Source organism: Secundilactobacillus yichangensis (assembly GCF_016861565.1).
Classification (GTDB): domain Bacteria; phylum Bacillota; class Bacilli; order Lactobacillales; family Lactobacillaceae; genus Secundilactobacillus; species Secundilactobacillus yichangensis.
In genome coordinates this window covers 36808-59141 of record NZ_BOLK01000005.1, presented here as the reverse complement: position 1 = coordinate 59141, position 22334 = coordinate 36808, and the positions used below count along the sequence as shown (strand labels likewise).

The 22334-nt window shown below is 45.0% G+C and carries 25 protein-coding genes, 1 tRNA gene and 1 pseudogene; 12 read left to right on the top strand and 15 right to left on the bottom strand.

Annotation, left to right across the window (positions count from 1 at the left end; translation table 11 throughout):
- The first annotated feature begins 3 nt into the window (after positions 1–3).
- The 3 genes from JUE95_RS05955 to JUE95_RS05945 are packed head-to-tail and all read left to right on the top strand — an operon-like array spanning position 4 to position 2505.
- Positions 4–1443, top strand: coding sequence for an ABC transporter ATP-binding protein (locus JUE95_RS05955; RefSeq protein ID WP_203649936.1), 1440 nt, complete (start codon positions 4–6; stop codon positions 1441–1443).
- The gene (locus JUE95_RS05950) at positions 1440–2096 is read left to right on the top strand and encodes an energy-coupling factor transporter transmembrane component T family protein (protein ID WP_203649934.1); all 657 of its coding nucleotides are present in this window, start codon (positions 1440–1442) and stop codon (positions 2094–2096) included. Before JUE95_RS05955 ends, JUE95_RS05950 begins: the two co-directional genes overlap by 4 nt.
- 58 nt (positions 2097–2154) lie before the next feature.
- On the top strand, positions 2155–2505 hold the full coding sequence (locus JUE95_RS05945) for a hypothetical protein (protein WP_203649932.1): 351 nt from the start codon (positions 2155–2157) through the stop codon (positions 2503–2505).
- 68 nt (positions 2506–2573) lie between these two features.
- On the opposite strand, the gene JUE95_RS05940 is transcribed toward JUE95_RS05945, so the two are convergent.
- Together JUE95_RS05940 and JUE95_RS12895 are read right to left on the bottom strand one after the other, a co-directional pair.
- On the bottom strand, positions 2574–3143 hold the full coding sequence (locus tag JUE95_RS05940) for a hypothetical protein (protein ID WP_203649923.1): 570 nt from the start codon (positions 3141–3143) through the stop codon (positions 2574–2576).
- Positions 3144–3246: 103 nt separating this feature from the next.
- Positions 3247–3615, bottom strand: a pseudogene (locus JUE95_RS12895) (C40 family peptidase); the annotation flags it as partial.
- A 513-nt stretch (positions 3616–4128) separates the two neighbouring features.
- On the opposite strand from JUE95_RS12895, the gene JUE95_RS05930 reads away from it, so the two are divergent.
- Positions 4129–4317 carry an LBP_cg2779 family protein gene (locus JUE95_RS05930; RefSeq protein WP_203649921.1) on the top strand — a complete coding sequence of 63 codons (189 nt, stop codon included), beginning with the start codon at positions 4129–4131 and terminating at the stop codon, positions 4315–4317.
- A gap of 91 nt (positions 4318–4408) precedes the next feature.
- Here the strand turns inward: JUE95_RS05930 and JUE95_RS05925 are convergent, their stop codons facing one another.
- On the bottom strand, positions 4409–4903 hold the full coding sequence (locus tag JUE95_RS05925) for an O-acetyl-ADP-ribose deacetylase (protein WP_203649919.1): 495 nt from the start codon (positions 4901–4903) through the stop codon (positions 4409–4411).
- A gap of 9 nt (positions 4904–4912) precedes the next feature.
- A complete protein-coding gene (locus tag JUE95_RS05920) occupies positions 4913–5089 on the bottom strand; it encodes a hypothetical protein (RefSeq protein WP_203649917.1) in 177 nt (58 codons plus the stop codon).
- A 149-nt stretch (positions 5090–5238) separates the two neighbouring features.
- Between JUE95_RS05920 and fakB the strand changes: the two genes are divergently transcribed.
- Entirely contained in the window at positions 5239–6078 is an 840-nt protein-coding gene (gene fakB / locus JUE95_RS05915) for a DegV family protein (protein WP_203649915.1), read from the top strand.
- A 53-nt stretch (positions 6079–6131) separates the two neighbouring features.
- Here fakB and JUE95_RS05910 read toward each other — a convergent pair whose 3' ends face one another.
- The gene (locus JUE95_RS05910) at positions 6132–6467 is read right to left on the bottom strand and encodes a hypothetical protein (RefSeq protein ID WP_203649914.1); all 336 of its coding nucleotides are present in this window, start codon (positions 6465–6467) and stop codon (positions 6132–6134) included.
- 17 nt (positions 6468–6484) lie between these two features.
- A complete protein-coding gene (locus JUE95_RS05905) occupies positions 6485–7651 on the bottom strand; it encodes a hypothetical protein (protein ID WP_203649913.1) in 1167 nt (388 codons plus the stop codon).
- A 132-nt stretch (positions 7652–7783) separates the two neighbouring features.
- On the opposite strand from JUE95_RS05905, the gene JUE95_RS05900 reads away from it, so the two are divergent.
- Positions 7784–7936 (top strand): hypothetical protein, encoded by a 153-nt coding sequence (locus JUE95_RS05900; protein ID WP_203649912.1) that lies wholly within the window; start codon positions 7784–7786, stop codon positions 7934–7936.
- A 402-nt stretch (positions 7937–8338) separates the two neighbouring features.
- Positions 8339–9616 (top strand): O-acetylhomoserine aminocarboxypropyltransferase/cysteine synthase family protein, encoded by a 1278-nt coding sequence (locus JUE95_RS05895; protein ID WP_203649911.1) that lies wholly within the window; start codon positions 8339–8341, stop codon positions 9614–9616.
- 126 nt (positions 9617–9742) lie between these two features.
- On the opposite strand, the gene JUE95_RS05890 is transcribed toward JUE95_RS05895, so the two are convergent.
- A complete protein-coding gene (locus JUE95_RS05890) occupies positions 9743–10429 on the bottom strand; it encodes a YjjG family noncanonical pyrimidine nucleotidase (protein WP_203649910.1) in 687 nt (228 codons plus the stop codon).
- On the bottom strand, positions 10430–11914 hold the full coding sequence (locus JUE95_RS05885; RefSeq protein ID WP_203649909.1) for an MFS transporter: 1485 nt from the start codon (positions 11912–11914) through the stop codon (positions 10430–10432).
- 114 nt (positions 11915–12028) lie between these two features.
- Between JUE95_RS05885 and JUE95_RS05880 the strand changes: the two genes are divergently transcribed.
- Positions 12029–12397: a hypothetical protein gene (locus JUE95_RS05880; protein WP_203649908.1), complete on the top strand. Its 369-nt coding sequence runs from the start codon at positions 12029–12031 to the stop codon at positions 12395–12397.
- 92 nt (positions 12398–12489) lie between these two features.
- On the opposite strand, the gene JUE95_RS05875 is transcribed toward JUE95_RS05880, so the two are convergent.
- The 3 genes from JUE95_RS05875 to JUE95_RS05865 form a co-directional block, all read right to left on the bottom strand.
- Positions 12490–13302, bottom strand: a complete 813-nt coding sequence (locus JUE95_RS05875) for a hypothetical protein (protein WP_203649906.1) — start codon at positions 13300–13302, stop codon at positions 12490–12492.
- 105 nt (positions 13303–13407) lie between these two features.
- A tRNA-Ala gene (locus JUE95_RS05870) sits at positions 13408–13480 on the bottom strand.
- A 68-nt stretch (positions 13481–13548) separates the two neighbouring features.
- A complete protein-coding gene (locus JUE95_RS05865) occupies positions 13549–14229 on the bottom strand; it encodes a Crp/Fnr family transcriptional regulator (RefSeq protein WP_203649905.1) in 681 nt (226 codons plus the stop codon).
- 223 nt (positions 14230–14452) lie between these two features.
- Here JUE95_RS05865 and JUE95_RS05860 point away from each other — a divergent pair, with 223 nt between their 5' ends.
- On the top strand, positions 14453–14791 hold the full coding sequence (locus tag JUE95_RS05860; protein WP_203649904.1) for a hypothetical protein: 339 nt from the start codon (positions 14453–14455) through the stop codon (positions 14789–14791).
- Positions 14792–14864: 73 nt separating this feature from the next.
- Here the strand turns inward: JUE95_RS05860 and JUE95_RS05855 are convergent, their stop codons facing one another.
- The 4 genes from JUE95_RS05855 to JUE95_RS05840 all read right to left on the bottom strand — a co-directional run bounded on the left by JUE95_RS05855 (position 14865) and on the right by JUE95_RS05840 (position 17897).
- Complete coding sequence (locus tag JUE95_RS05855; RefSeq protein WP_203649903.1) at positions 14865–15254, bottom strand: hypothetical protein; 390 nt, start codon at positions 15252–15254, stop codon at positions 14865–14867.
- 133 nt (positions 15255–15387) lie between these two features.
- Positions 15388–15597, bottom strand: a complete 210-nt coding sequence (locus JUE95_RS05850) for a hypothetical protein (protein ID WP_203649902.1) — start codon at positions 15595–15597, stop codon at positions 15388–15390.
- A gap of 73 nt (positions 15598–15670) precedes the next feature.
- Entirely contained in the window at positions 15671–16951 is a 1281-nt protein-coding gene (pyrC, locus tag JUE95_RS05845) for a dihydroorotase (protein ID WP_203649901.1), read from the bottom strand.
- A 1-nt stretch (position 16952) separates the two neighbouring features.
- Positions 16953–17897 carry an aspartate carbamoyltransferase catalytic subunit gene (locus JUE95_RS05840; protein WP_203649900.1) on the bottom strand — a complete coding sequence of 315 codons (945 nt, stop codon included), beginning with the start codon at positions 17895–17897 and terminating at the stop codon, positions 16953–16955.
- Between the two features lie 387 nt (positions 17898–18284).
- Here JUE95_RS05840 and JUE95_RS05835 point away from each other — a divergent pair, with 387 nt between their 5' ends.
- Genes JUE95_RS05835 through JUE95_RS05825 form a run of 3 tightly spaced genes read left to right on the top strand, consistent with a single transcriptional unit; the run spans position 18285 to position 22275 of the window.
- Positions 18285–20672 carry a helicase C-terminal domain-containing protein gene (locus JUE95_RS05835; RefSeq protein WP_203649899.1) on the top strand — a complete coding sequence of 796 codons (2388 nt, stop codon included), beginning with the start codon at positions 18285–18287 and terminating at the stop codon, positions 20670–20672.
- A gap of 2 nt (positions 20673–20674) precedes the next feature.
- A complete protein-coding gene (locus JUE95_RS05830; protein WP_203649897.1) occupies positions 20675–21370 on the top strand; it encodes a PH domain-containing protein in 696 nt (231 codons plus the stop codon).
- The gene (locus JUE95_RS05825; RefSeq protein WP_203649896.1) at positions 21367–22275 is read left to right on the top strand and encodes a sce7725 family protein; all 909 of its coding nucleotides are present in this window, start codon (positions 21367–21369) and stop codon (positions 22273–22275) included. Before JUE95_RS05830 ends, JUE95_RS05825 begins: the two co-directional genes overlap by 4 nt.
- Positions 22276–22334: the final 59 nt, after the last annotated feature.

Here is a 22334-nt window from a genome sequence, read left to right as displayed (position 1 = left end):
TTCATGGCAACTATTTCGGTCAAAAATTTATCGTTCTCCTACCCGACTGAAGACGGTCAAAAGCCTTTGACTTTGACAAATCTTTCGGCAACTTTCCCCAGTGGCGGCTTCTCACTACTAACGGGACCATCAGGCTCAGGCAAGTCGACATTGATGAAGATCATTAGTGGTCTCTATCCAAAATTTGGTGGCTTGGTGACTGCCGGTGAAGTACGGTTAGGCGATCAAAAAATTAGTGAGATTCCCGAACAGGATCGCGGTCAGCTGGTGGCAATGATGTTTCAAAATCCTAACCAGCAGTTTGCCATGGATACGGTTGAACGTGAATTGATTTTTGCGTTGGAAAATCAGTGTGTCCCACCAGCCGAAATGATGCCGCGGGTGGATCGCGCGTTAGACTATGTCGAAATCAGTCAGCTGCGACACCGCCAATTAAACAGTTTATCCGGTGGCGAAAAGCAAAAGGTCGCTTTAGCAGTGATCATCGCCATGAAGGCTGATACCATCCTTCTGGATGAACCTTTTGCTAGTGTGGATCCAATTGCCAGACAATTATTATTATCCAAGTTGGCGAAGCTGCAGCACGACGAACACAAAACCATTCTGATTTCGGATCATGACCTTGAAGATTACGATCAGTATATCGACCACCTCTTTGTCCTTAACGGTACTGGTGACTCGCTTAAGCTACTGGATAAAGACGCGGCCGAACGGAAAATGGCTAACTTCAAACGGCAGGATACTTCTAAACAATATTTAAGTTTGCCCGCTCAAACTGATCATTCGATTATTGAAGCCCATGATTTAAACCTCACCGCAGGAACCTCAACTTTACTGAACCAACCTAACGTCAGTTTTTTTCAGCACCACATCACACTGCTGACGGGAGCAAACGGGACCGGTAAATCAACCCTGCTGCTAGCAATCTCTAAACTGCATCCTTATCAGGGTACACTACTGCTTAATCAAAAAGAAATTGCCAAGATTCGCAATAAACAGCTGCTCCAAGAAGTAGTCTTAGTTTTTCAAGACGCTGACCAGCAATTTTTAAACGTGACGGTTACAGAAGAATTGGCATTGTCACTGAAAAATAGCCACACACCGGAATACTTTGAAAAGCGGTTGCCGGACTTTTTAAAACAGCTGCAATTAGCAGATCTGCAAGACCACGTTGTTTACACCTTAAGCGGTGGTCAGAAAAAGAAATTACAGATTTTGGAAATGTTAATTATGGCGACACCGGTGATGCTGTTTGACGAACCATTTACGGGATTAGATTTCAGCTCACTGCAAACTGTCATGGCCATTATGAAGCAAGTAGCTCAAGATTGTCAGCAAACCATGGTAATCGTTAGTCACCAGCTCTTCGGCTTGGACGCGCTGGTAGACTACCATGTCAAACTCGAAAATAAGCACTTACAGTATGTGGAGGGATTAGCGTGAATCCAAGTCTAAAATTCTTATTAGCGGTACTAATTGCGCTGGAAATCTCTTTCACCAGTGTTTGGACAGTCAACTTGGCGCTTGCTTTAATGGGCTTAGTGATCATTCTTTTCAGCCGTCCTAAGCTGAAAAGATTAGTCCTACTATTCTTCGTCCCGTTAATTCCCGCAATAGCACTGGCAGTAGCAATCTTATTACAGTCTAATGCTGGTATGCATTTCGCGCTGGTCCTATTTACTCGGATCTACGCTTACGTCTTCGTGGGCTCCGCGGCAACCTTAACCACTTCCATTTCTGATTTAGTGATGTCGCTGGAACAAAACGCTCACGTTCCAAGTAAATTTGCTTACGGCTTTTTAGGGGCGTTCAATCTGCTGCCAAAAATTGTCAGCGAAGTGAACATTATCCGGGCAGCCGGTAATATGCGCGGTCAAGCATTACACTTTTGGTCACCTCAGTTGTACTTCAAGGCAATCCTTGCATCACTGGACTGGTCAGAAAACCTGGCAGAAGCCATAACTTCTCACGGCTTCTCTGAAGGCGCGCCACGGACCTATTTTAAACAGATCCGCGTTCGCTGGTGGGATTGGCTGATTCTTTTCGGCAGCCTGGCAGCGCTTCAGTTTGTCCTTTTTGGACTGCACCTGCAGTAATTTGATTACCTCATTTGACTTAAAAGTTTTATAATATAGTTTAAAGAAGGTGATCATTATGGCTCGAAAACCACTTAAATTCACTACAGCATTTGGCGTTACCGTAATGGTATTGGGTGCGCTACTTGAATTGGGCGCGTTCTTCTATCATCTCGGCAGTATGGTCAGTGCTGAAACGGTCTTTACCGGCGCTATCGTTTTGACCATTGGCCACGCTTTTTACGGTATCGACAACCTCTTTTTATCCCTGCTGCTAACCTTTTTCAGCTCAATTGGAATTGGTTACTACGTTTTGGTACAAACTAACAGTTGGCTATGGTCGATTGTCGCCGCAATTGCGTTTTTTGCCTTCATCGTCACGCTGTTTGGATTCAGATCATCCATTCGCAATAAACACGGCATCTGGTAATTCGCGAAAACAGTATGCCATAAAAAAGCAACCTACTTAACGTTAAGTAGGTTGCTTTTTAGCTATCATCAATAGGCATTCCCGACAATAGTGTAAGTGACACCGCCGTCCACTGACTTTAGCAGTTGACCAGAAGCGTTTGTTTTATACCATGCAATCGTTGGACTGGTGCTTGGATCAGCACCCTGCGCCTTCATGTTTGGTGACTGATGATTTTCCTGCACTTGAACAGTATAGGTACCAGCACCAGACTGACTAAATTGGAACGTCAGATCCTGTGGTGCGTACCGGCCACTCAAAGACTGTGAAATCCGGTTTGCCACCGTTTGCTGCGTTACGGCTGGATGAGCTTTCGTTACCGCAGTTTGAGCGTGATTAGCTTTAGCCTGCTGCTGAGTTGAACTGCCACTCTCGCCGCTTATCTGATTAGTCTTTTCTGATTGAGATGACGAATCAGAATCAGCAGTCGTTTTTTTTGATGAAGAATCACTGATTGAATTAACCTTATCAGCTGCCTTTTTAGCAACCTTAGTGGTTTTCGGTTTAGTTGAACCAGAATGCGATTTAGTTTGTGAACCGCAGCCTCCAAGTAAGCTCAAGACAGCTAATGGTAATACTACTTTAATTAATTGTTTCATCGCTTGTCATTCGGCAAACCCATCCCACAGAGTCTGCCTCTCCCCCTTACTTATTTAAACCCATTATAACATGAGTACAACTAGATACGAGGGGGAAAGCGGACTACTTAACTGTGCCGGCAAAACTTGGCATAAAGTAGCTGCTGATGGTTTCAACATCAACGTTTTGACCTGGTTGAGGTGCAGCTACGAACTGGTGATTACCAATGTATATGGCGACGTGATGCGTTGCTCCGGCTGAACCCCAAAATAGCAGGTCACCTGGTTTAGCTTGTGAAACCGGCTTAGTAGACACTTTACTCTCCTGGGTAACCGTGTAGTGACCAAGATGGATGTTAGCAGCATGTGCGTAAACGTAATCCGTTAAACCAGAGCAGTCCATACCTTGCAATGATTCACCGCCCCAGACGTAGGGAATGTTCATGGTAGCCAATTTTTTAGCTAAGTTCACTACAGCCTTAGCTTGCGATGTTTGACCAGTTTCACTGCCGCTGATAACGGCATCAGAAGTCGCCTGTGTCGATTGTGTCGAGCTAGCAGTATCAGCACTCATCTCAACAGCATCGTGAGCAGCCTGCGTTTCACTTTGATTAGGCAAGGCTTGAATCGTTGCAGCTGAAGCCGTGGTCATCGTTGCACCAAACAGTGAAACGGCAGCTGTCAGCATCAATAAACTTTGTTTTAATTTCATATTAATCACCTCGTCTTAATAATTGATAGTATTCATTATACCTGAACCACATCACGAAAAGATTACAGCGCAATTGGTTTTATGTAACATCCTATTAATTACAAACTTTCTTTTTTGACTGACACCTTGCCACATCCCTGTTTAAGACCAGTGCAATGACTTTTTCAATTCCAGCTTATGATAGACGATTGGCCAGCAGGGCTCTAATTCTTTGGCGGACTCCCGAAAATCGTATATAATGAAGTGTAGGTTTAGTTGTGTTTAGTTTTAAGTCATATCAGGTGGAGGTATATTATGGAACAAGAAGTTAGCGGTATTGCAGAAAAAATTATTCAATATCAAAAGAAACATAATCTTACAGATACTGAACTGGCCTTAAATCTTCACATTACAGTTGAAAGATTGCACAATATCAAATCACAAGAGAGTGCACCAACCTCTGAAGAAACTGCGGTACTGAATCATTTTATCGGCGTAAACTAATTCACTGAATACAGCGCAAGCAGTATTGAGACTTAACGAATAAAGGGAACCGCCTGTTTACCAGATTCTATCTGATAAGCAGGCGGTTTCTTTACGCTGTCATTGCTTTTTTAAATGCGTTATAGGTGGCTTCATCATACGCCACCATCGTGACTTGAAGGGGTGCGTCAAAGTGGCGGATCGTAGAAACTGCGATGTCGCACGCATCCGCTAAGGGATAACCATAAATCCCAGTACTAATAGACGGGAAAGCAACCGTCTGACAATTATTTTCCACCGCGCGTTTCAAACTATTCTCATAACAATTACGCAGTAACTTAGGCTCTTCAAAGGAACCGTCCCGCCAAATTGGACCCGGTGTGTGAATCACGAATTTAGCCGGTAAATTAAAACCCGGCGTCACTTTTGCTTCACCAGTTGGACAGCCATGAAGTTTTCGGCAAGCAACATCCAGCTCCGGCCCCGCTGCTCGGTGAATAGCACCATCAACGCCACCGCCGCCAACCAAGCCAGTATTAGCTGCGTTGACAATAGCGTCCCCCTTAAACTTGGTAATATCGCCCTGAATCAATTTTAAATCAGCCATTTGATCACCTCATCTTTTCTTCCTGGACCACCAGTGCTTCTTAGGTTGCTTAGACTGCGAATGCTCGGGTTTACCCAATCGCGCCATTCCAACCCGCATCGGGTTAGAAGCTAAGTCATTCAGATTCAATGGCGTCTTTACCGAATCAGGTTCAGCTGATTTATCCTGTTTATTTGAGTCACTCATTTTTACATCCAACTTTCATGTTTTATGCTTATTTTACGGTATAATATGCCTAGTGCGTATACTTATATTTAGTATACCGCCAAACTTGAAATTGGTGAATGACGATGCCTATTAGTCAATGGCATTGATTTTATTAAAGAGGTGGACTTATGTCTATTCAAATCGTAACGGACTCAACCGTTCAGCTAACAGCTGAAGAACTGGCAACACTGCCGATTACAGTGGTCCCGTTGATCGTCCGGTTAGGAAAACAAGAATTTTTAAACGATGGCGTACAAATCACCAATGCCCAATTCCTCAGCCACTTAGTTAACGACGATGAACTTCCCAAAACCAGTCAGCCTTCAATTGGTCAGTTTTTAGAAGTCTTTAATCGACTTGGCCAAAATGGTGATGAGATTTTGTGCCTGAACCTGACGCATTTTCTAAGCGGTACCGTCAACGCGGCACGACAGGCGGCCGAAATGTCGGAAGCTAAAGTTACCGTTGTTGATTCGCTTTCAATCGATCGTGGTCTGGCATTTCAAGTAATCACGGCTGCCAAACTCGCAAAAAACGGCGCGCCAATGGATACCATTATCAACGCGATTAATTTGCATCGCTCCCACACCGAAATTTACGTCTTTCTCAACACCCTGGAAAACCTGATCCGGGGTGGCCGGATCAGTAAAGCGGCTGGTGGGATCGCTAATCTGCTCAACATTAAAGTCATGGCAGAAGTCAAAGACGGTGAACTCCGAGTAGCTGCCAAAGGCCGTGGCAAACGGTTTATCCGTAAAGAAATCACTGATTTGGTTGAACGCATCAAGCTGCTTGCGCCAGCTAAAGTTGGCCTCACTCACGTGGACAATCTGACGCAAGCCAGTGAAGTCGCTAACCAAATTAAAGCGGCGTTACCCAATACCCTAGTCACTATCCACGAAGCCGGCCCGGTAATCAGCACTTATACCAGTGTGGGCGCGCTGGCAATTGAATTTTACACCGATTAATTTACCCAAACATAAAAGGAGGTCCCTATATGGGTACCTCCTTTTATGTACGATCACTTCGTTCGTTTTTGCTTCACAGCACGGTTACGCTGACTATTTTCTTCGTGCTGGCGCGCCTGCTGCTCTTTTTTTATTCGTTCTAGTCGCTTAGCTTCAGCCTTTTTAGCTTTTTCTTTTTCAACCGTTTTGCTTTTGTGATAATTGTAAATAGCTACCAGCGCAAAACCAACGATGACTTGGAAAGGAAAAGCAATCAAAGTTGACAATGAATATGATTGATGCAAGAACAACGGGGATAAAAGATCGTAAATGATCAATAAAATGGCCATTGGCACAATAATTGCCATGGTATCTTTAAACCATTTTGGCAGCTTTTGCCATTTTTCCATCAATGAAGATCCCCCCCTTAAAGTTCGCCTTGATCGCGCAACTGTTTTTCGGTTAGCTGTGCGTCCAAATAGTCAAACGCGACCTCATCGATCTCGTCTAAGTCAATGAGCGTGCCCACCTTATCAACGACGGTTCCCTGTTCGACCAAGTGGAAAATAATCTCCTTACCGCCGAACTTACTGACGTAACCAACGATACTCTCATCACCGTTCAGCTGCAGCCGGATCACTCGCTGAAGCTTACAGGCCTGACTCAGCACTTCCTGAAACAGATTATCGTTACTATCAAATAACCGTTCGTCATTTAATCCGGGCTGAGTGACAACTCCCAGAATTTCGTCTAAATTAATGTAAGTTTTCATCACTGCCAGATAATCAGACTGGGTCGTCACTTGCGCAATGGCTGTGAGTTTTACCAGCCAATAACCGCCAAACTGCCCGGTCATATCGACCAAATTAACCATTACACTGTCTGCACCAACGGTATTGACGCGGCCAACGAAGAACATCCCTTCATCCGCCACCGGATTAATGGAAATTAACTGCTGAGTCTGTTCTGCATGATGGAGAACAGCCGCAATATCAGTTAGACTGGAAACCGCCCTTTTTTCAACCGGCGTTAACGTTTGTATGAAGCCCATGGCAGCGGTCTGCAAGGTCAGCTCCTTACCCTCAAATTCAATCAGACCGACATCTTTAAAGCTGATGGTCAGTAACGGATGCTGATCTAAATGAAACTTATTAAAAACCTGAAAATCAAAATCCTTTTTCGAGATTCGAGTAACTTCACCTTCATGAAGCTCACCGCTCTGTCTATCCAAGACCATGACAGTGGTTTCATCCACCATAGCAGTCTCCAAGACTTGCCTGATCAACGGACGGTTTTGATCAAACTCAGTGGTCATTCGGCCAAAGGTAAAGAAGTGTTCAGCCGTAGCGTTTTCAATTCGGTAACGCATATTATCGAGATCGTCGCTCTCAAACTCAACAAACTCGATCACATCAAACGTCAGATAGACGGCACCATCTTCACTGCCGCTATCATCAAACGTGGTTAAAATAATGCCAGCATCATCGACAATATCCACGTATCCCGTATAAACGATATCTTGCTTAGCCTGATAAACGTTCACCAACGCTTTTCGCTGCAATGCATATTGCAAATCATTCATGATCGAATTCATTGACGCACCACCTTTCTGTTTTTCAATTTATCTATGACAACACTGAAACTTTACGCTATTTCAGGCGTGAAAACAATTGATTTGCGTTAAAATGTAGTTAAAATTTTATTTCAGTAATAGGGAGATTCTAACATGCCAGACAAGTACCGCAAAGTTCAAAAACACCACAGCCTGCCGGAAATTAAAGCCGATATCAAAACACCGCCCAGTTCTGGTGGCATGATGGATTGGGGACCCATTTTCTCATGGTTGAAGTCCCTGTTTAACACAAAGCGGAAAAAGTAGGTCAGCCGTTTATTGAAAAAAGGTTTGACTTTCGAATTAAAGCCGACTATATTAGATGGTAATTAGAAAATGAAATTCTGATGGGAATAGTACCCAATGCGACTTTACTCAGCGACCTGCATTTAGTGAGAGGCAGGAAAAGCTCAATTTGGCGAATGAGCCCGTAAGTGATGGTTAGCTGTTCACGCAACTAACCCGTAAGGATGCGTTATCATCCCAGACATCAAAAGGTGTCGTTGAGGCAGTTCATGTAAGTGAATTGCGAAGATGGGTGGTAACACGGCGTTCGTCCCATACTAGTTTAGGCTGGTATGGGACGAACGCTTTTTTCATTTCTAACACACATATGCATATGGAAATAAATAGAACCGATTCGTCAATACTAATTAAGGAGCGATCAATATGGTTGAAAAACAATTACATTTTGAAACTAAACAGGTACATGCAGGTCAAGTTGTCGACGAAACGGGTGCGCGGGCAGTACCTATTTACCAAACCACTTCATACGTTTTCAAGGATGCTGCACAAGCGGCCGGCCGCTTTGCTTTAACTGATCCAGGTAACATTTATACGCGGCTCACCAACCCAACTACCGCAGTGGTAGAAAAACGGGTCGCTGCCCTTGAAAATGGGACCGCTGGCGTCGCTTTAGCAACCGGTGCCGCAGCTGTAACTGCAGCCGTCCAAAACGTCTGCAATCAAGGTGATAACATCGTTTCAGCCAGCACCCTTTATGGTGGGACCTATGATTTATTCAGCGTCACCCTACCTAAATTAGGTATTACCACAACCTTCGTTGATCCCGATGATCCGCAAAACTTTGCGAAAGCCATTGATGACCACACTAAGGCACTATATATTGAAACGATCGGCAATCCTGGTATCAACCTCATTGATATCGAAGCCGTGGCAAAAGTAGCGCACGATCATGGTATCATTCTGATTGCTGACAACACCTTCGGCACGCCCTACCTGATTCAACCACTTGATCACGGTGTGGACGTGGTTGTCCACTCAGCTACTAAATTCATTGGCGGGCACGGTACAAGCATGGGCGGTGTCATCGTTGAAAACGGTAAATTCGATTACGCGGCATCCGGCAAATACCCTGACTTCACCACGCCAGACCCAACCTATAACGGCATCGTTTGGAGCGATTTAGCTCCCGCATCGTTTACAACCAAGGTTCGTGCTCAAACCTTACGTGATACTGGTGCTGCAATTAGCCCCTTTAATTCATTCTTACTCATTCAAGGACTAGAAGACCTATCATTGCGGGTTGAACGCCACGTCGCGAACACCGAAAAAATCACCCGGTTCTTAAACGACCATCCAAAGGTGGCCTGGGTGAACTACCCTGACCTTGAAGACAGCAAGTACCACGCCTTAGCCAAAAAGTACTTCCCTAAGGGTACGGGGTCAATCTTCACACTGGGCCTTAAGGGTGGCGAAGCAGCGGGTAAGAAGTTAATCGAAAACCTTGATCTCTTCTCACTACTGGCAAACGTTGGTGATGCTCATTCCCTGATTATCCACCCTGCGTCGACCACTCATGCTCAGTTAAATGAAGAGCAGTTAAAGCAAACCGGTATTACTCCGGACTTGATCCGGATCTCAGTCGGTATTGAAAACGCCGATGATCTGATTGCCGATTTGAAACAAGCATTGGATAAGATTTAGTTTCCATCAAATGAAGTGCAATTTCTCAGATTCTACCCACTGATGAAGGGTTACGGTAATAAAATCTAGTAACGATTCAAGCAAAAAGACGTTAACCTAGTCGAAACAGACTAGATTAACGTCTTTTTATGCCACAATTGATTCCAGCTTTTCAAGCTGGTCAATCTCATAGGTGGGCTTAATATCGGTTTGGTTAGGCTGATGGCTAGGATTGAACCATACGGAATCAAGGCCAAAGCCGGCAGCGCCCTTAATATCCGAAGTTAACGAATCACCGATCACAATGGTTTTGGCTGGTTCATAGGACTGAATATCGGCCGTCACCCGTTGAAAAAACGCCTTGGCAGGCTTTTGAGCACCGACCAGTTCCGAAATGAAGACGTGCTTAAAGTAACGGTCAAAGTGCGCTTCCGACAGCCGCTTCTTCTGGGTTTTAGCCACCCCGTTGGTAACAATGTATAAATCGTGGTCCTGAAACAAATCGCTTAGTACTTTCGGCGCCTGAGGCATGGGCTCGTGACCCTGTGCCAGGTAGTAGCGATAACGCTCTTCCATTTTTTGCCCATCGATGTTAACGATCCCTAAATGAGCAAAAAGGGTATCAAACCGTTTAACCAGCAGTTTGGGTTTACTAATCTTTCCCAGTTCAAACTGCTGCCACAACGCCAGGTTTTCAGTATGATAAAAGTCGTAAATCTCACTGTTTAACGGTAACTTAAGTTCTTTAAAAAGCCCTTCTAAAGCTTGTTTTTCTGCCGCTTGGAAATTCAATAACGTATCGTCAACGTCAAATAGTAATGTCTGATATGCCATTTATAATTCATCCCTTACTGGCTTTGCCGGCCGTTTAATCAATCGATATCCTGTAATCAACGCTGCCACCGCGCAAATGATAGCCGCAATCAAGAATGCTGTGTGCATACCATAAATGAAGACGTCAGGCTGTCCTTTAAGATAAGTTGTCACCTTAATCCCCTTATAATGACTCATGCTGGCAAACAGAACGGTCGTGGCAAACGAAATGCCAACAACCATTCCTAAATTACGGACTAACGCATTCATTCCACCAGCAATACCGAGATTCTGGGGTTCCACCGAATTCATGACAATCGTGTTATTGGGGGCTTGAAAAATACCGTTTCCTAATCCAACAAACCCAACGATAGCCGTAAAGAGCCATAGCGGCGTGCCAAGATCCGTCAGCATATACCCAATCTGACTTAACAGGATCAAAATCAAGCCGCAAAAAGTAATTAATTCTGGTCCAATTCGGTCTGAAATTGCCCCGGCAAGCGGCGCGACGATTACTTGAACGATAGGAAAAGCCATTAAGATAAAGCCAGCCATGTTGGGTCTCAAGCCACGGGCATTTTCCAAGTAGAATGGTGAGATCACGTTAAAGAAGAAGTTGGTCACGAAAATCAAAAAGCCGCATAATAGGCTCATGGTGAACGCTCCGTTTTTAAACAGACTAAATGATAACAACGGGCTTTCCTGTTGATTTTCGAAGTGTACGAATACCACCCCAATAATAAGTGCAAAAACGAATAAACCGATAATTAAGGGGCTGGTAAAGCCAATCTCCTGACCCAGAAAAATACCAACAAACAATGAGATCGTGAATAATGCCATGGTCACTGCACCGAAGCGGTCAATTTTCTCATGGGACTTCGTGATGTCTTTGGGTAAGATTGCCTGACCAATAATAATTGTCACTACGCCAACCGGAACGTTTAACCAGAAAATATATCCCCAGGTTAAATGAGACAGCACAATACCGCCCAATCCCGGCCCCGCAATTGAGCCTAAAGCAACAAATGACCCAATCATACCAAGTGCCCGGCCACGCTCGCTAAAGGGAAAAATTTCGGTAATAATGCCGTTGTTATTCGCCATGGTCATCGATGCGCCCAGTGCTTGAACCACCCGAGCCGACAATAATAGATAAAAACTACCGTTAAAACCAGCTAAAAGCGAGCCAAAGACAAAGAGCACGGTCCCAATCCGAAAGATTTTAATCTTACCAACGGCATCACCCAGCTTACCAAACAGCAACAGAAGGGAACAAATGACGATTAGATAAATCGAAACTACCCATTCCGCTTGATTCATGGGGATTTTCAAATCACCAGAAATAACTGGCAACGCAATATTAACAATACTAGCATCTAAAGTTGACATAAACGTAAATAAGCCCACGGCCGCCAGAATCCACCAGCGGTGTTTTTGAACTTGCGGGTCTGTTGAATAACTTTTTACCGCCACGTTGCACCCCTTTTCACCCTTTATTCCAACCATTTACAACCTATTAATCTACGCTTCTTTGGCGCTTTAATCAAACACTTAATCCGCAAAATGAACGCCTTGCTTAACGTCATTGAGCCTGCTATTCTTATATCCGAGGTGTAAAACATGACAGATAATCGTTACTATCAACCTAAAGATGCCAAGGATGCCCTTCGTTATATTGAAGGTTTATTTAATCAGTATGTTCAAGCACCCTTAACCATGGAATTAGTGGCTTATCACCAAAAATTAGTGAAGCAGATTCAAGAAGACATTCTACCAACGGCCAAACAAGCCGGTCAAACCGTTCAAATCGAAAACGCCAAGCAAATGCTGCTGACGATGCAGTCGTGGCTGCGTATCCGCATGAGTGGCCAGCCGTTTGCGGGCAAAATGCACCACTTCAAATTTGAAGCCGATAACGCTAAACCCAAATTTAAGCGGCAAGTAATCAAGGGCAGAAGAAGTGGCGGCCACCGCTCCGTACGCCATTAAGAAGGCCTGTTTTGGGAGTGTAACCGAAAATAAAAAAATCTGATTATCAGTTTAAAACTGGTAATCAGATTTTTATTTTATTCTTCAAAGCTTTAGTGTGCGTTATATGCGGAAACTAAGTTTTGAATGGCCTTGTCAACATCTTTGTTAACTAATTGAGTTACACCTTTAGTGACGTTTTGGGTAACAGCCTGGGTAATTTTATCAGTATTATCGTTAACATATTTGAGTGCCGCATTTCTTATTGCCTGTTGCGCCTCAGATGTGCTTGGATCCCCATTTTTACCATCTTTATAATCTTGTTGCGCTTGCTTGTTGTATGCGTCGATTACCTGATTGAGATAGGCGTCAGACGCTTTTTGGTAGTTTGACTTATAATTTGCATCATAAGTTGCTTTATATTCTGCGTTAAATAATTTAGATTTAGTGTAGGCGTTCGCATATTTCTGAGCCGGTGAACTCTTAGTCACACTGGCCGTATAAGATTGGCCTTTATAACTTGGTAGCAAACCCGCCTTGTACTGGTTTAACTTAACCCGATACTTACTAGTACTGTACTTATAAATGTCCATCCGGTAAGTCGTCTTTGCGAGCTTCCCCTTACTCATCAGTCGATAATAAGTTGTCAGGGTTCGGTGACTCTTGCTCAACTTATACTTCGTTGGAATGGCGTAGTGAATAGAAGCATTCTTAAAGTCCCCAATAACAAGTACCTGACCCTTTTTACTGCCACTCTTAAATGTTTGCCAGCGGAAAGTATAATAAGCCTTTGCAACTTGAAAATTGCCGCTTGGAATTGACGAAATCTTGGTTGAAGCATGTGCTGTGGTTGGTTGCTGCGAGGCTACAAACCCACCAAGTGCCACCGTCAATACTACTAGTAACTTTGTTCCGATCTTCTTCATTGTTGCGGTTCCCCCTTTAAAAAATAACCATAACCTTAAACGAATCATATCATGCAAAAGACATCAATACAATTGTTTAACCCCTTTTTGTAACGGAAAATAATATGGATCCAAACGGACTTGAACCGTCGACCTCCTGCATGCGAAGCAGGCGCTCTCCCAACTGAGCTATGGACCCAACAACAATAAACAGACTACCACTAAATGCGTAGTCTGTTAAATAGTTAAGCCGATTAATTTTAAGAACTAATTTTCCACCATCATCAGCCCGTCAATATCATTAAGTTTAATGTGATTACGTCCCCGCTGCGAGATCAGCCCCGACGTTGAAAATTGCTTCAGCTTACGACTGATTGTTTCCGGCGAAGTCCCCAGATACAGCGCCAGGTCCTTCTTTTGCAGCGGTAAATCAAAATCATCCGTATCTAATTCTGAACTGGTTTCAACTAAATAGTTAGCTAACCGTTCGCCAACACTGGTAGTTAACGTAGCAGCCGCCTGCGCTTCCAGTTCTGACACCCGTTTGCCCAACGCATTCAGCATATTAATGGCAACCGTTGGTGACTGCTTGATCAGCTTTTGGAAGTCCTCGCGAGTAATCAAACAAATCTGCGTATCAGTTAACGCTTCCGCACTAGTCTGCCGTTCCGTATCTTCAAATAAGACTGACTCGCCGTCAAAATCACCGGTCTGCAGCAATCGAATCAACTGTTCACGGCCACTGGCGGAACTTTGTGTCACCTTGACCTGACCGTGTGCCATAATAATTAATGAATCAGCGTGATCCCCAGCCATAAAGACGAATTCACCCTTCTTAACGTGGCGTTCCTGCACCAAATCAGCTACAGCAGAAACGGTTTCATGATCAAGCTGCTGAAAGATCGGCACCAGTTTGACACAAGCAATCGCGTCATGATGTTCTAACATAACGTTGACCTCCATTCGACATAATCCTCTGCATTCATTCTAACCCGATTATAGCGGATAAAACAGCAATTCAACTTGACGTAAATCAAGTCGGTTGCAATTAAAATGCCAGTTGATTCTGACAGCTAAACAAAATATTGAGATCAACATTGATTTATCGGTGTCTACACGTTGAATTTCTACCTACTAAAGCCTTAAAATGAATAAAGAGAGGTGATTATTCTTGAAAAAATCTGAGAGAGAGCTTAAAGAGAGTGTTATCGTTGATATGAACGATTTCCTAATGGAGTACGGTGCCAAGAAATTAGGCAACCGAGATGATCTTGCCGAAGTCATCTACAACGCAGCAAAAGATGACATTAAGGGTTTAGATACACTATTTAAAGATAACGGTGAAGCCCGTGAGAAGATTTACAAAGCCGTTGGCGAAGGGTTCCTTTCGGACTACGAAGGCGATAAATCAGCCGACCAAATTAACGAGGAATCAAAAACCTTGGTTCACCAAGCAATCAATTATCTTGGTAAAAACGAGAAAAAAATGGACGACTGGAAGTTTAACTGATCCAGTTCATAAACAAATAAAGACCCGTTTTCCGATTTGGAAAACGGGTCTTTATTTGTGATTGATTCAATGACTACTTAACGACAATGTCATAATGACCGCCGTATGTACCACGATCGTGAACGACGCCCATGCCTAATGGTGTCTTGATCTTAGTACCAAACTTTTTGTTGTTCGCTAAAATCAAGTAGCCGTTCTTATCGTGACCGTTCAAGGTATAAGTGCCGTCTGAAGTATAGGCACCTAAACCAAAGATATGGGAACCATTTGGTGAGTAATACGTGAACACCCGTGAATGATAATGGACTCTGCCCATTCGCTTGAAAGCTGAAACACTCATAATCGCATCCGCCTTCGGATTATATTTAGTATTTGCAGCTGCAGTCGTTCCGGTCACACCGGCAACGCCCACAAACATTGATACGGCGAGTAATAGGCTCGCTACCCAAGTTTTAAGTGACAAGTTAAATTCTCCTTGAAATTACTGATTCGTTTCTACACAACATGGAACAGTATAATCAAAGAAAATTACGTAGCCATCTCATTCAAGTTAATATTTGTCAGTATTTTGAAATAATTGTCACATCACTGTCACATTACTCGTGCATTTTTTTAAATAACGCGGCTCTGAGATCCGTACCAATAATCTCCAAAACCACATTAATTAGTTGATCAGGCATATAGCCCGTGACGTCTAATTGAGCGTTATGCCCGTTTACATGAGTGATCGTTGTGCCATCGGTTGCAAGTTCAATGTTATATTCAGCCAATAGCGGCTTTAAAGCAGCTAATTGTGCTTCAGTCATACGCGCTTCCTCCAATCCTTATAAGGTTCATTATAATAATTGGCGTCAGCCCTTCGCAAGCCTTCATTAAGCTTTAGTGACCGCTAACGTAGGCGTCTTTACCCGAAACCAATGTCCGCACCGTTTTGCCTAGCACTTGTTCGCCAATAAACGGTGAGTTATGTCCTTTAGATAAGAAGTTCGCCGCTTCAATGGTTGCTGGAGTGGTTAAATCAAATATCGCGATGTCAGCTGGCACCCCTTCGGCAAGTTCACCGGCATTTAAACCAAACAGTACCGCTGGCTGCACAGCCATCCAGTTGATCAGCTGTGCCAAACTAAAGCGACCAGTTTTAACAAATTTCGTGTACAGCATGGCAAAGGCCGTTTCACTGCCGGTGATACCAAAGGGTGCTTTCAGCATCGACTGAGCCTTTTCCGCATCCGTATGCGGCGCGTGATCAGTAGCAATGAGATCAATCGTCCCATCCAGTAACCCGGCAATCAGCGCCTGCTGGTCCTCTTCACTGCCCAGTGGTGGATTCATTTTGAACATCGCATTATCCCTGGTAATATCCTCGTCACTTAATAATAAGTGGTGCGGTGATACCTCACAGGTCACGTTAACTCCCGCTGCTTTAGCCGACCGAATCACTTGGACAGTGGCAGCTGAAGAAACGTGACAGACGTGGTAATGAGCGCCAGTAGCCGCGGCCAAGGCCACATCCCGGGCTACTTGCGCGGTTTCGGAAACACTGGGGATTCCTGGTAAGCCCAACCGTTTAGAAACACTGCCTTCGTGCATCACACCGCCGTATGTCAGACTATCATCCTCAGCGTGTGCTACTACGGCCATCTTCAATTGAGCCGCCTGCAGCATGGCTTGATACATTGTCCCGGCGGTCTGAACACCGTTGCCGTCATTGCTGAAAGCAAACGCGCCGGCTGCCTTCAAACCGGCCATATCCACGAGTTCATCGCCACCGCGGTCAGTCGTGATCGTTGCATACTGAACCACGTGCACGGCACCATCCCGCTGGTTCAACGCCAGCATGTCACGCAGCCGTTCAGGGGTGTCAGGCGCTGGAATCACGTTCGGCATTGCCGCAATGGTGGTATAACCACCGTGAGCAGCTGCCAGACTACCCGTTTTAACCGTTTCCTTATCCGTCTGTCCGGGTTCACGTAAATGCACGTGAAGATCCACTAATCCTGGACTCACAAACAGCCCCTGGGCATCAATAATCTGATTGACCGGCATATCAGCGCTGATATGTTGATTGATTTGAGCAATCTTGCCGTCCTTAATCAAAATATCCCGAACTTGCAAATGACCATCAATTAAACACTGACCGTTTTTGATTAATCGCTTCATGTTAATCCTCGTCCACCAATCCTTGATACCGCAGCAAGCTAGTCATAATCGCCATCCGGACGTAGACCCCGTTAGCCATTTGCTGGAAGATCCTGGAACTGTCACATTCAACTAATTCATCCGCGATCTCAACCCCGCGGTTAACCGGTGCCGGGTGCATGATGATCGCATGTTCCTGCATCCGTGCTTTACGTGCGGGTGTCAGGCCATATTGCGCATTGTATTTAGCAGCGGTGAATTCCTTATTCTCCGAGGCATTCAGCCGTTCGTGCTGTACCCGTAAGAACATCAGCACGTCCATCTGATCCACTAAATCATCTACCGGCAGCCATGTACCATAAGCGTCAAAGCGATGATCAAACCACTTTGTGGGTCCGCCAAAGAAGACCTGTGCACCTAATTTATTCAGCACTTCCATATCTGATCGGGCCACCCGTGAATGAGCTAGATCACCAATGATGGCAACTTTCAAACCAGCAAAAGTACCAAACTCTTCGTAAATCGTCATCATATCCAGCATTGACTGCGAAGGATGCTCACCAGAACCGTCGCCGCCATTAGCAATCCCCAAGTGAATATTGCGGTCATTGACCAAATCATTATAGTATTCGTTGTGGCGGTCACGGATAGCAACCACGTCTACACCAATGGCCTGTAACGCTTTTACGGTGTCAGCCATGCTTTCACCCTTGTTCACTGAGCTAACAGCCGGGTTAAAATCAACCACTTGCAGACCTAATTTACGTTCCGCCATTTCAAAGCTGGTATGGGTCCGGGTGCTGTTTTCGAAAAACAAGTTGGCAGCGTAAGCCGGCCGGGTCAACTGAATCTGTTTGCCGGCTTTGAAAGCCTGGGCTTCTTTGATGAAGGCCATGACTTCATCAGCTTCCAAATCTTTCATACTGAGTACGTTTGCGTAACTTAACGGCTTGGTGGTTTCAATCATAGTTTTTTCCTCCTAAAATAAACGCGCCTTGCCGTGTTTGCAAAGCGCGCCTTTTAGGGTTTAACCATTGGACGTTTTGCTCTCACGGGAGACAATTAAATCGTCAGACAACAAAAACCTCTCTACCGCCTGTGGGTAGAGAGGTTCAATAAAAGCTAGACTTTCCGCCTAGTTCACCGTACCTTCATAGCCTCACAGGACTATTTGTTAAAGGTTTCATTGCTGATATCATACCCTGTTTGCTTGCCTGAAACAAGCTTTTTCGTAAATTTTTTTTGGGTATTTTAAAATTGTTTGCATCAATTTTCCCTCGCGTAACGACCGCGCTCCGTTAAGAGTGTATCATGCTATAATGGATTTCAGCTATGAACAAAGAGGAACGAAAAAATGACAATCACCAAATTAGGCATCCGTGAACTAGTGGAATTTACGCTGCGTTCCGGCGATCTTAATGCCAGCATGAACAGTATGAATACCGCCTTAGAAGGTGCGCAAATTCACCGAATGCTGCAGAAGTCCCGCGGCAAAAATTACCAAAAAGAATACAGTCTGGAACACGAAGTTGAACTAGCGGGCAAGCCCTACCTGGTTCACGGCCGTGCGGATGGCGTCATTTTAAACGGCAACGAAACTTTGATTGAAGAAATCAAAACTTCGGATGCCGCTTTTGAGGACCTCACTGAAAACACCCTGACGCTGTACTGGGGTCAAGCTAAAATGTATGCCTACATTTTGATGACCGATGAAGATTTAAGTCAGCTCAACCTGCAACTCACCTACTACCGGCGAACCACCGAAGAGGTGACCACTAAAAAAATCAGTTACACCTTAGCGGAAGCCACTGAATTCTTTAATTCCGTCACGACGGAGTACGAAACTTGGCTGAAGCTTCAAGCTGATCTGCGCAAAACTCGCAACGCTTCTATTAAGGACCTGGCATTTCCCTTTGACCACTATCGAACTGGGCAGCGGGAACTGGCCGTTGCGGTCTACAAAGCTCTGTGGCTCAAGAAGCAGCTCTTTATTGAGGCGCCCACTGGTACCGGAAAAACCATTTCAACCGTTTTTCCGTGCATCAAAGCCATGGGCGAAGACCAGATTCAGCGGCTCTTCTACTTAACTGCCAAACAGAGCACCCGTCGCGTCGCAGAACAGGCATTGCATCTGATGGCTCAGCAAGGACTGAAACTCAGGAGCATTACCCTCACCGCTAAGGATACGATCACCTTTCCCGAAGAAGCGGATCTGCCGCCAGAGGAAAATCCTTTTATGGTGGGTTATTATGACCGCTTAAAGCCCGGCTTAAAAGATATTCTAACCAACGAAACCGCCATTACGCGGGAAACTGTCGAAGCCTACGCTCGCAAACATCAGCTGGATCCCTTTGAATTTTCGCTGGATATCAGTCTGTTTTGCGACGTCATTATCTGCGACTATAACTATTTATTTGATCCACAGGTGTACTTGCAGCGGTTCTTTGCGGTAGACCACGATGACGATAACTTCTTTCTCGTGGATGAAGCTCATAATCTGGTGAGCCGCTCCCGAGATATGTATTCCACGGAACTGTCACTGGCACCGTTAACTGACCTGATTGCAGCAACCAAAGATGCAAACGAAGGCACCCCCGCCCTACTGCGGGCCTTTCGAGCCATGCGCCGAGCGTTCTTTAAAGTGGCCGGCCCGTTACTGGAAAGCGGCGAGGAAGAGAGCGTCTTCAACAGCCCCGCTGAAGATTTTAACAAAGCTGTAACCAAACTAAGTGATCATATCAATGACTGGCTTGGCGATGAACAGCGACCGCAAACCGATTACACAAAAGCGGTACTAGATTACTATTTTGCCTGCCTCAGCTACCTCAAAATTGCTGATTTTTACGATGAAACTTACCGGACTAAAATTAATTTAGGTGATGATCATGACCGGGAGATCACCTTCAAACAGCTGTGTCTTGACCCCAGTGCGTTTCTGCATGATTGTCTGGATAAGGGCCGCGGAGCCGTGCTATTTTCAGCCACCCTGTCACCACTGGACTATTATCAGCGGGTGCTTGGTGGTAATGATGACAGTCTTTGCTATCAGCTGCCATCGCCGTTTCCGCCTAAACACCAGAGTATCCTGATCACCGACTACATCAGCACCACCTATCGCAGCCGGGAAGCTAACTTAGCCAAAATCATTGCTAGCATCAAGACACTGGTGAACGGTAAAACGGGTAATTATCTGGTTTTTCTACCCTCTTATAGTTTTTTAAGCACCGTTAGCTTAGCTTTCAAAACGGCCTATCCAGAGCTAAAAACGGTCACCCAAACACCCAATATGAGCGAAACTGAGCGCAGCGACTTCTTGACAGCCTTCAAACCTAACCCCAGCGAATCACTGGTGGGCTTTGCCATTCTTGGCGGGTTATTTTCTGAAGGAATCGATCTGACTGCCAGCCGGTTAATTGGCGTGGCGATTGTTAGCGTCGGGTTACCCGGCATCAGTACCGAAAACAATCTGCTGCGTGATTACTTTGATTCTCAAGGTGAGCCTGGGTTCGAATACGCTTATCAGATACCTGGCCTCAACCACGTGTTTCAAGCCGCCGGAAGGCTGATTCGCAGCAATTCTGATCAAGGCATCATCCTGCTAATGGATCAACGCTTTGCCAGTCAGCGCTATACCCGCTACTTTCCGCCGCACTGGCAGTATCACCGGATTCTGCACAGCGCTAATGAGCTGGCACCCACCATTGAACATTTTTGGGAAATGACTGATAAGGAGCCGAGTTAACCGTGAAAACTAAACTCACATTAGAACTTGAAAAAACACTCTATGAAACGTGTGTAGAAGCCGGTAGTATCGCAGTGGAAGAAGTGACCATGCCTGATGATCAGGGAATCGTAGATACTTTAAGCTATCAGCATTTACCCAGCGGTGAAGACGAATGGCGCTGTTACGAATTAAAGGTCACCAAGAGCGACTTTCATTCCCACGCCAAACTTTCTTTCATTGGTAATTACAATTATTTCGTGCTGCCGCTGTCACTTTATCAAGACATCAAAACTGAGATTCCACCTGAAATCGGTGTTCTTAGCTATCAAAAGTACGATCCAGATCAACTAGCAGCCAGTACCGAGCCGGTTTTGACCCCTGGGTATCTCACGGTTGAGAAGAAGCCGCGTTATCAAGAGGTCACCCTCGATCAAGGAGAGCTCATGCGCCACTTTCTGTATTCGCTGGCCCGCGAAGTTCGTAAAGCTAAGCGCGTTGAAACGGGAATCAGTCAGTATCCTACTGAACGGCTCTTCAAGGAACTTAAAAAACGCCATCAGCACTACGATATTTATGACCCGGAAAACAATTTCTACGACCGCTTCATTGACGAAACTCGTACCAATACCATCACAGCACTTCAAGAAGAGGTCGATGCCTTGAATTTAGAAATTGCCAAGCTGCAGCGCCAACTCTACGAGGCAAAGCACAAATGATCTACTATCCCTATTTTCGCGGTCGTCAATTCGACCTGCGCGCGCTAACTGAATTTGCTCAGCATGCAGCCGCAACCGACATTGTGCCCATTATTGAACCCGTTCGTGATGTGCCAGCGCTGCCGAAAACCATCAAGACGTTCAGTAAGCATCATCAACATTTAGCCGTCATTCAGAATCCGCAAGTGGATCACTATGACTATCAGGCCGCTAAACGCTACCCAATTGATGACTTGTTTGAACAGCCTGAGATTCAAAGAGCCTACGTGCTGACCCCGCTACTACCACCCAATCTATTAAGCAACAGTCTGGTAATCGTTCAGCACTATGCTGATTTAAACCTGTTTCTTGATCACGATTGGCTGCCTAAATCCGCCACGCTGCTGGTTCCACCTGAAGCGCGAATTCGCAGATTACTTTTCGGTCGTCAATTTGGTCATCTCTTTGATCATTACACCGTCCCCGATCACAGTTTTGAATTCTCAGCAATGCCAGATAGTTTTTGGAGTAACGATATTGAGTTTGCCCACGAATATCATGAAATTGGTTTCAGTGACTATCTCACTCAGGGGGCCACGTACTTTGACCACGGACACCCCAGCCGAACCGTTGCGCTCCACTTAATTTACTTGAACCACCAGCAAGTTCGCATCCGCCACTTCGTCTCTGATCAGCACGATGATTTTAAACACCAGCGGGAAAAGTACTTTGAAGCTTTAGCAAAGGCTGTGAAGTGGATCAAAAACCAGCCAGCTATCAATCAAACCACTGCCACTGCCAAGTTAATCACACTAGAGAAGGAACATCATTTTCCTGGCATGGGCGTGCTGAAGGCGTTAACCATTGAGCACCATTTGGCAATTATGGAACGGTACTTACAGTCGGAGTCAACTGAAACGAATTAAATAACACAAGTCTACATCGACAAGGATTTAATTCAATTTCTGGACTCACACACATCCTA

Coding starts and splice junctions, on each gene's coding strand:
- JUE95_RS05955 (WP_203649936.1), top strand. CDS start 4: ATGGCAACTATTTCGGTCAAAAATTTATCGTTCTCCTACCCGACTGAA.
- JUE95_RS05945 (WP_203649932.1), top strand. CDS start 2,155: ATGGCTCGAAAACCACTTAAATTCACTACAGCATTTGGCGTTACCGTA.
- JUE95_RS05940 (WP_203649923.1), bottom strand. CDS start 3,143: ATGAAACAATTAATTAAAGTAGTATTACCATTAGCTGTCTTGAGCTTA.
- JUE95_RS05930 (WP_203649921.1), top strand. CDS start 4,129: ATGGAACAAGAAGTTAGCGGTATTGCAGAAAAAATTATTCAATATCAA.
- JUE95_RS05925 (WP_203649919.1), bottom strand. CDS start 4,903: ATGGCTGATTTAAAATTGATTCAGGGCGATATTACCAAGTTTAAGGGG.
- JUE95_RS05920 (WP_203649917.1), bottom strand. CDS start 5,089: ATGAGTGACTCAAATAAACAGGATAAATCAGCTGAACCTGATTCGGTA.
- fakB (WP_203649915.1), top strand. CDS start 5,239: ATGTCTATTCAAATCGTAACGGACTCAACCGTTCAGCTAACAGCTGAA.
- JUE95_RS05910 (WP_203649914.1), bottom strand. CDS start 6,467: ATGGAAAAATGGCAAAAGCTGCCAAAATGGTTTAAAGATACCATGGCA.
- JUE95_RS05905 (WP_203649913.1), bottom strand. CDS start 7,651: ATGAATTCGATCATGAATGATTTGCAATATGCATTGCAGCGAAAAGCG.
- JUE95_RS05900 (WP_203649912.1), top strand. CDS start 7,784: ATGCCAGACAAGTACCGCAAAGTTCAAAAACACCACAGCCTGCCGGAA.
- JUE95_RS05895 (WP_203649911.1), top strand. CDS start 8,339: ATGGTTGAAAAACAATTACATTTTGAAACTAAACAGGTACATGCAGGT.
- JUE95_RS05890 (WP_203649910.1), bottom strand. CDS start 10,429: ATGGCATATCAGACATTACTATTTGACGTTGACGATACGTTATTGAAT.
- JUE95_RS05885 (WP_203649909.1), bottom strand. CDS start 11,914: ATGGTTGGAATAAAGGGTGAAAAGGGGTGCAACGTGGCGGTAAAAAGT.
- JUE95_RS05880 (WP_203649908.1), top strand. CDS start 12,029: ATGACAGATAATCGTTACTATCAACCTAAAGATGCCAAGGATGCCCTT.
- JUE95_RS05875 (WP_203649906.1), bottom strand. CDS start 13,302: ATGAAGAAGATCGGAACAAAGTTACTAGTAGTATTGACGGTGGCACTT.
- JUE95_RS05865 (WP_203649905.1), bottom strand. CDS start 14,229: ATGTTAGAACATCATGACGCGATTGCTTGTGTCAAACTGGTGCCGATC.
- JUE95_RS05850 (WP_203649902.1), bottom strand. CDS start 15,597: ATGACTGAAGCACAATTAGCTGCTTTAAAGCCGCTATTGGCTGAATAT.
- pyrC (WP_203649901.1), bottom strand. CDS start 16,951: ATGAAGCGATTAATCAAAAACGGTCAGTGTTTAATTGATGGTCATTTG.
- JUE95_RS05840 (WP_203649900.1), bottom strand. CDS start 17,897: ATGATTGAAACCACCAAGCCGTTAAGTTACGCAAACGTACTCAGTATG.
- JUE95_RS05835 (WP_203649899.1), top strand. CDS start 18,285: ATGACAATCACCAAATTAGGCATCCGTGAACTAGTGGAATTTACGCTG.
- JUE95_RS05825 (WP_203649896.1), top strand. CDS start 21,367: ATGATCTACTATCCCTATTTTCGCGGTCGTCAATTCGACCTGCGCGCG.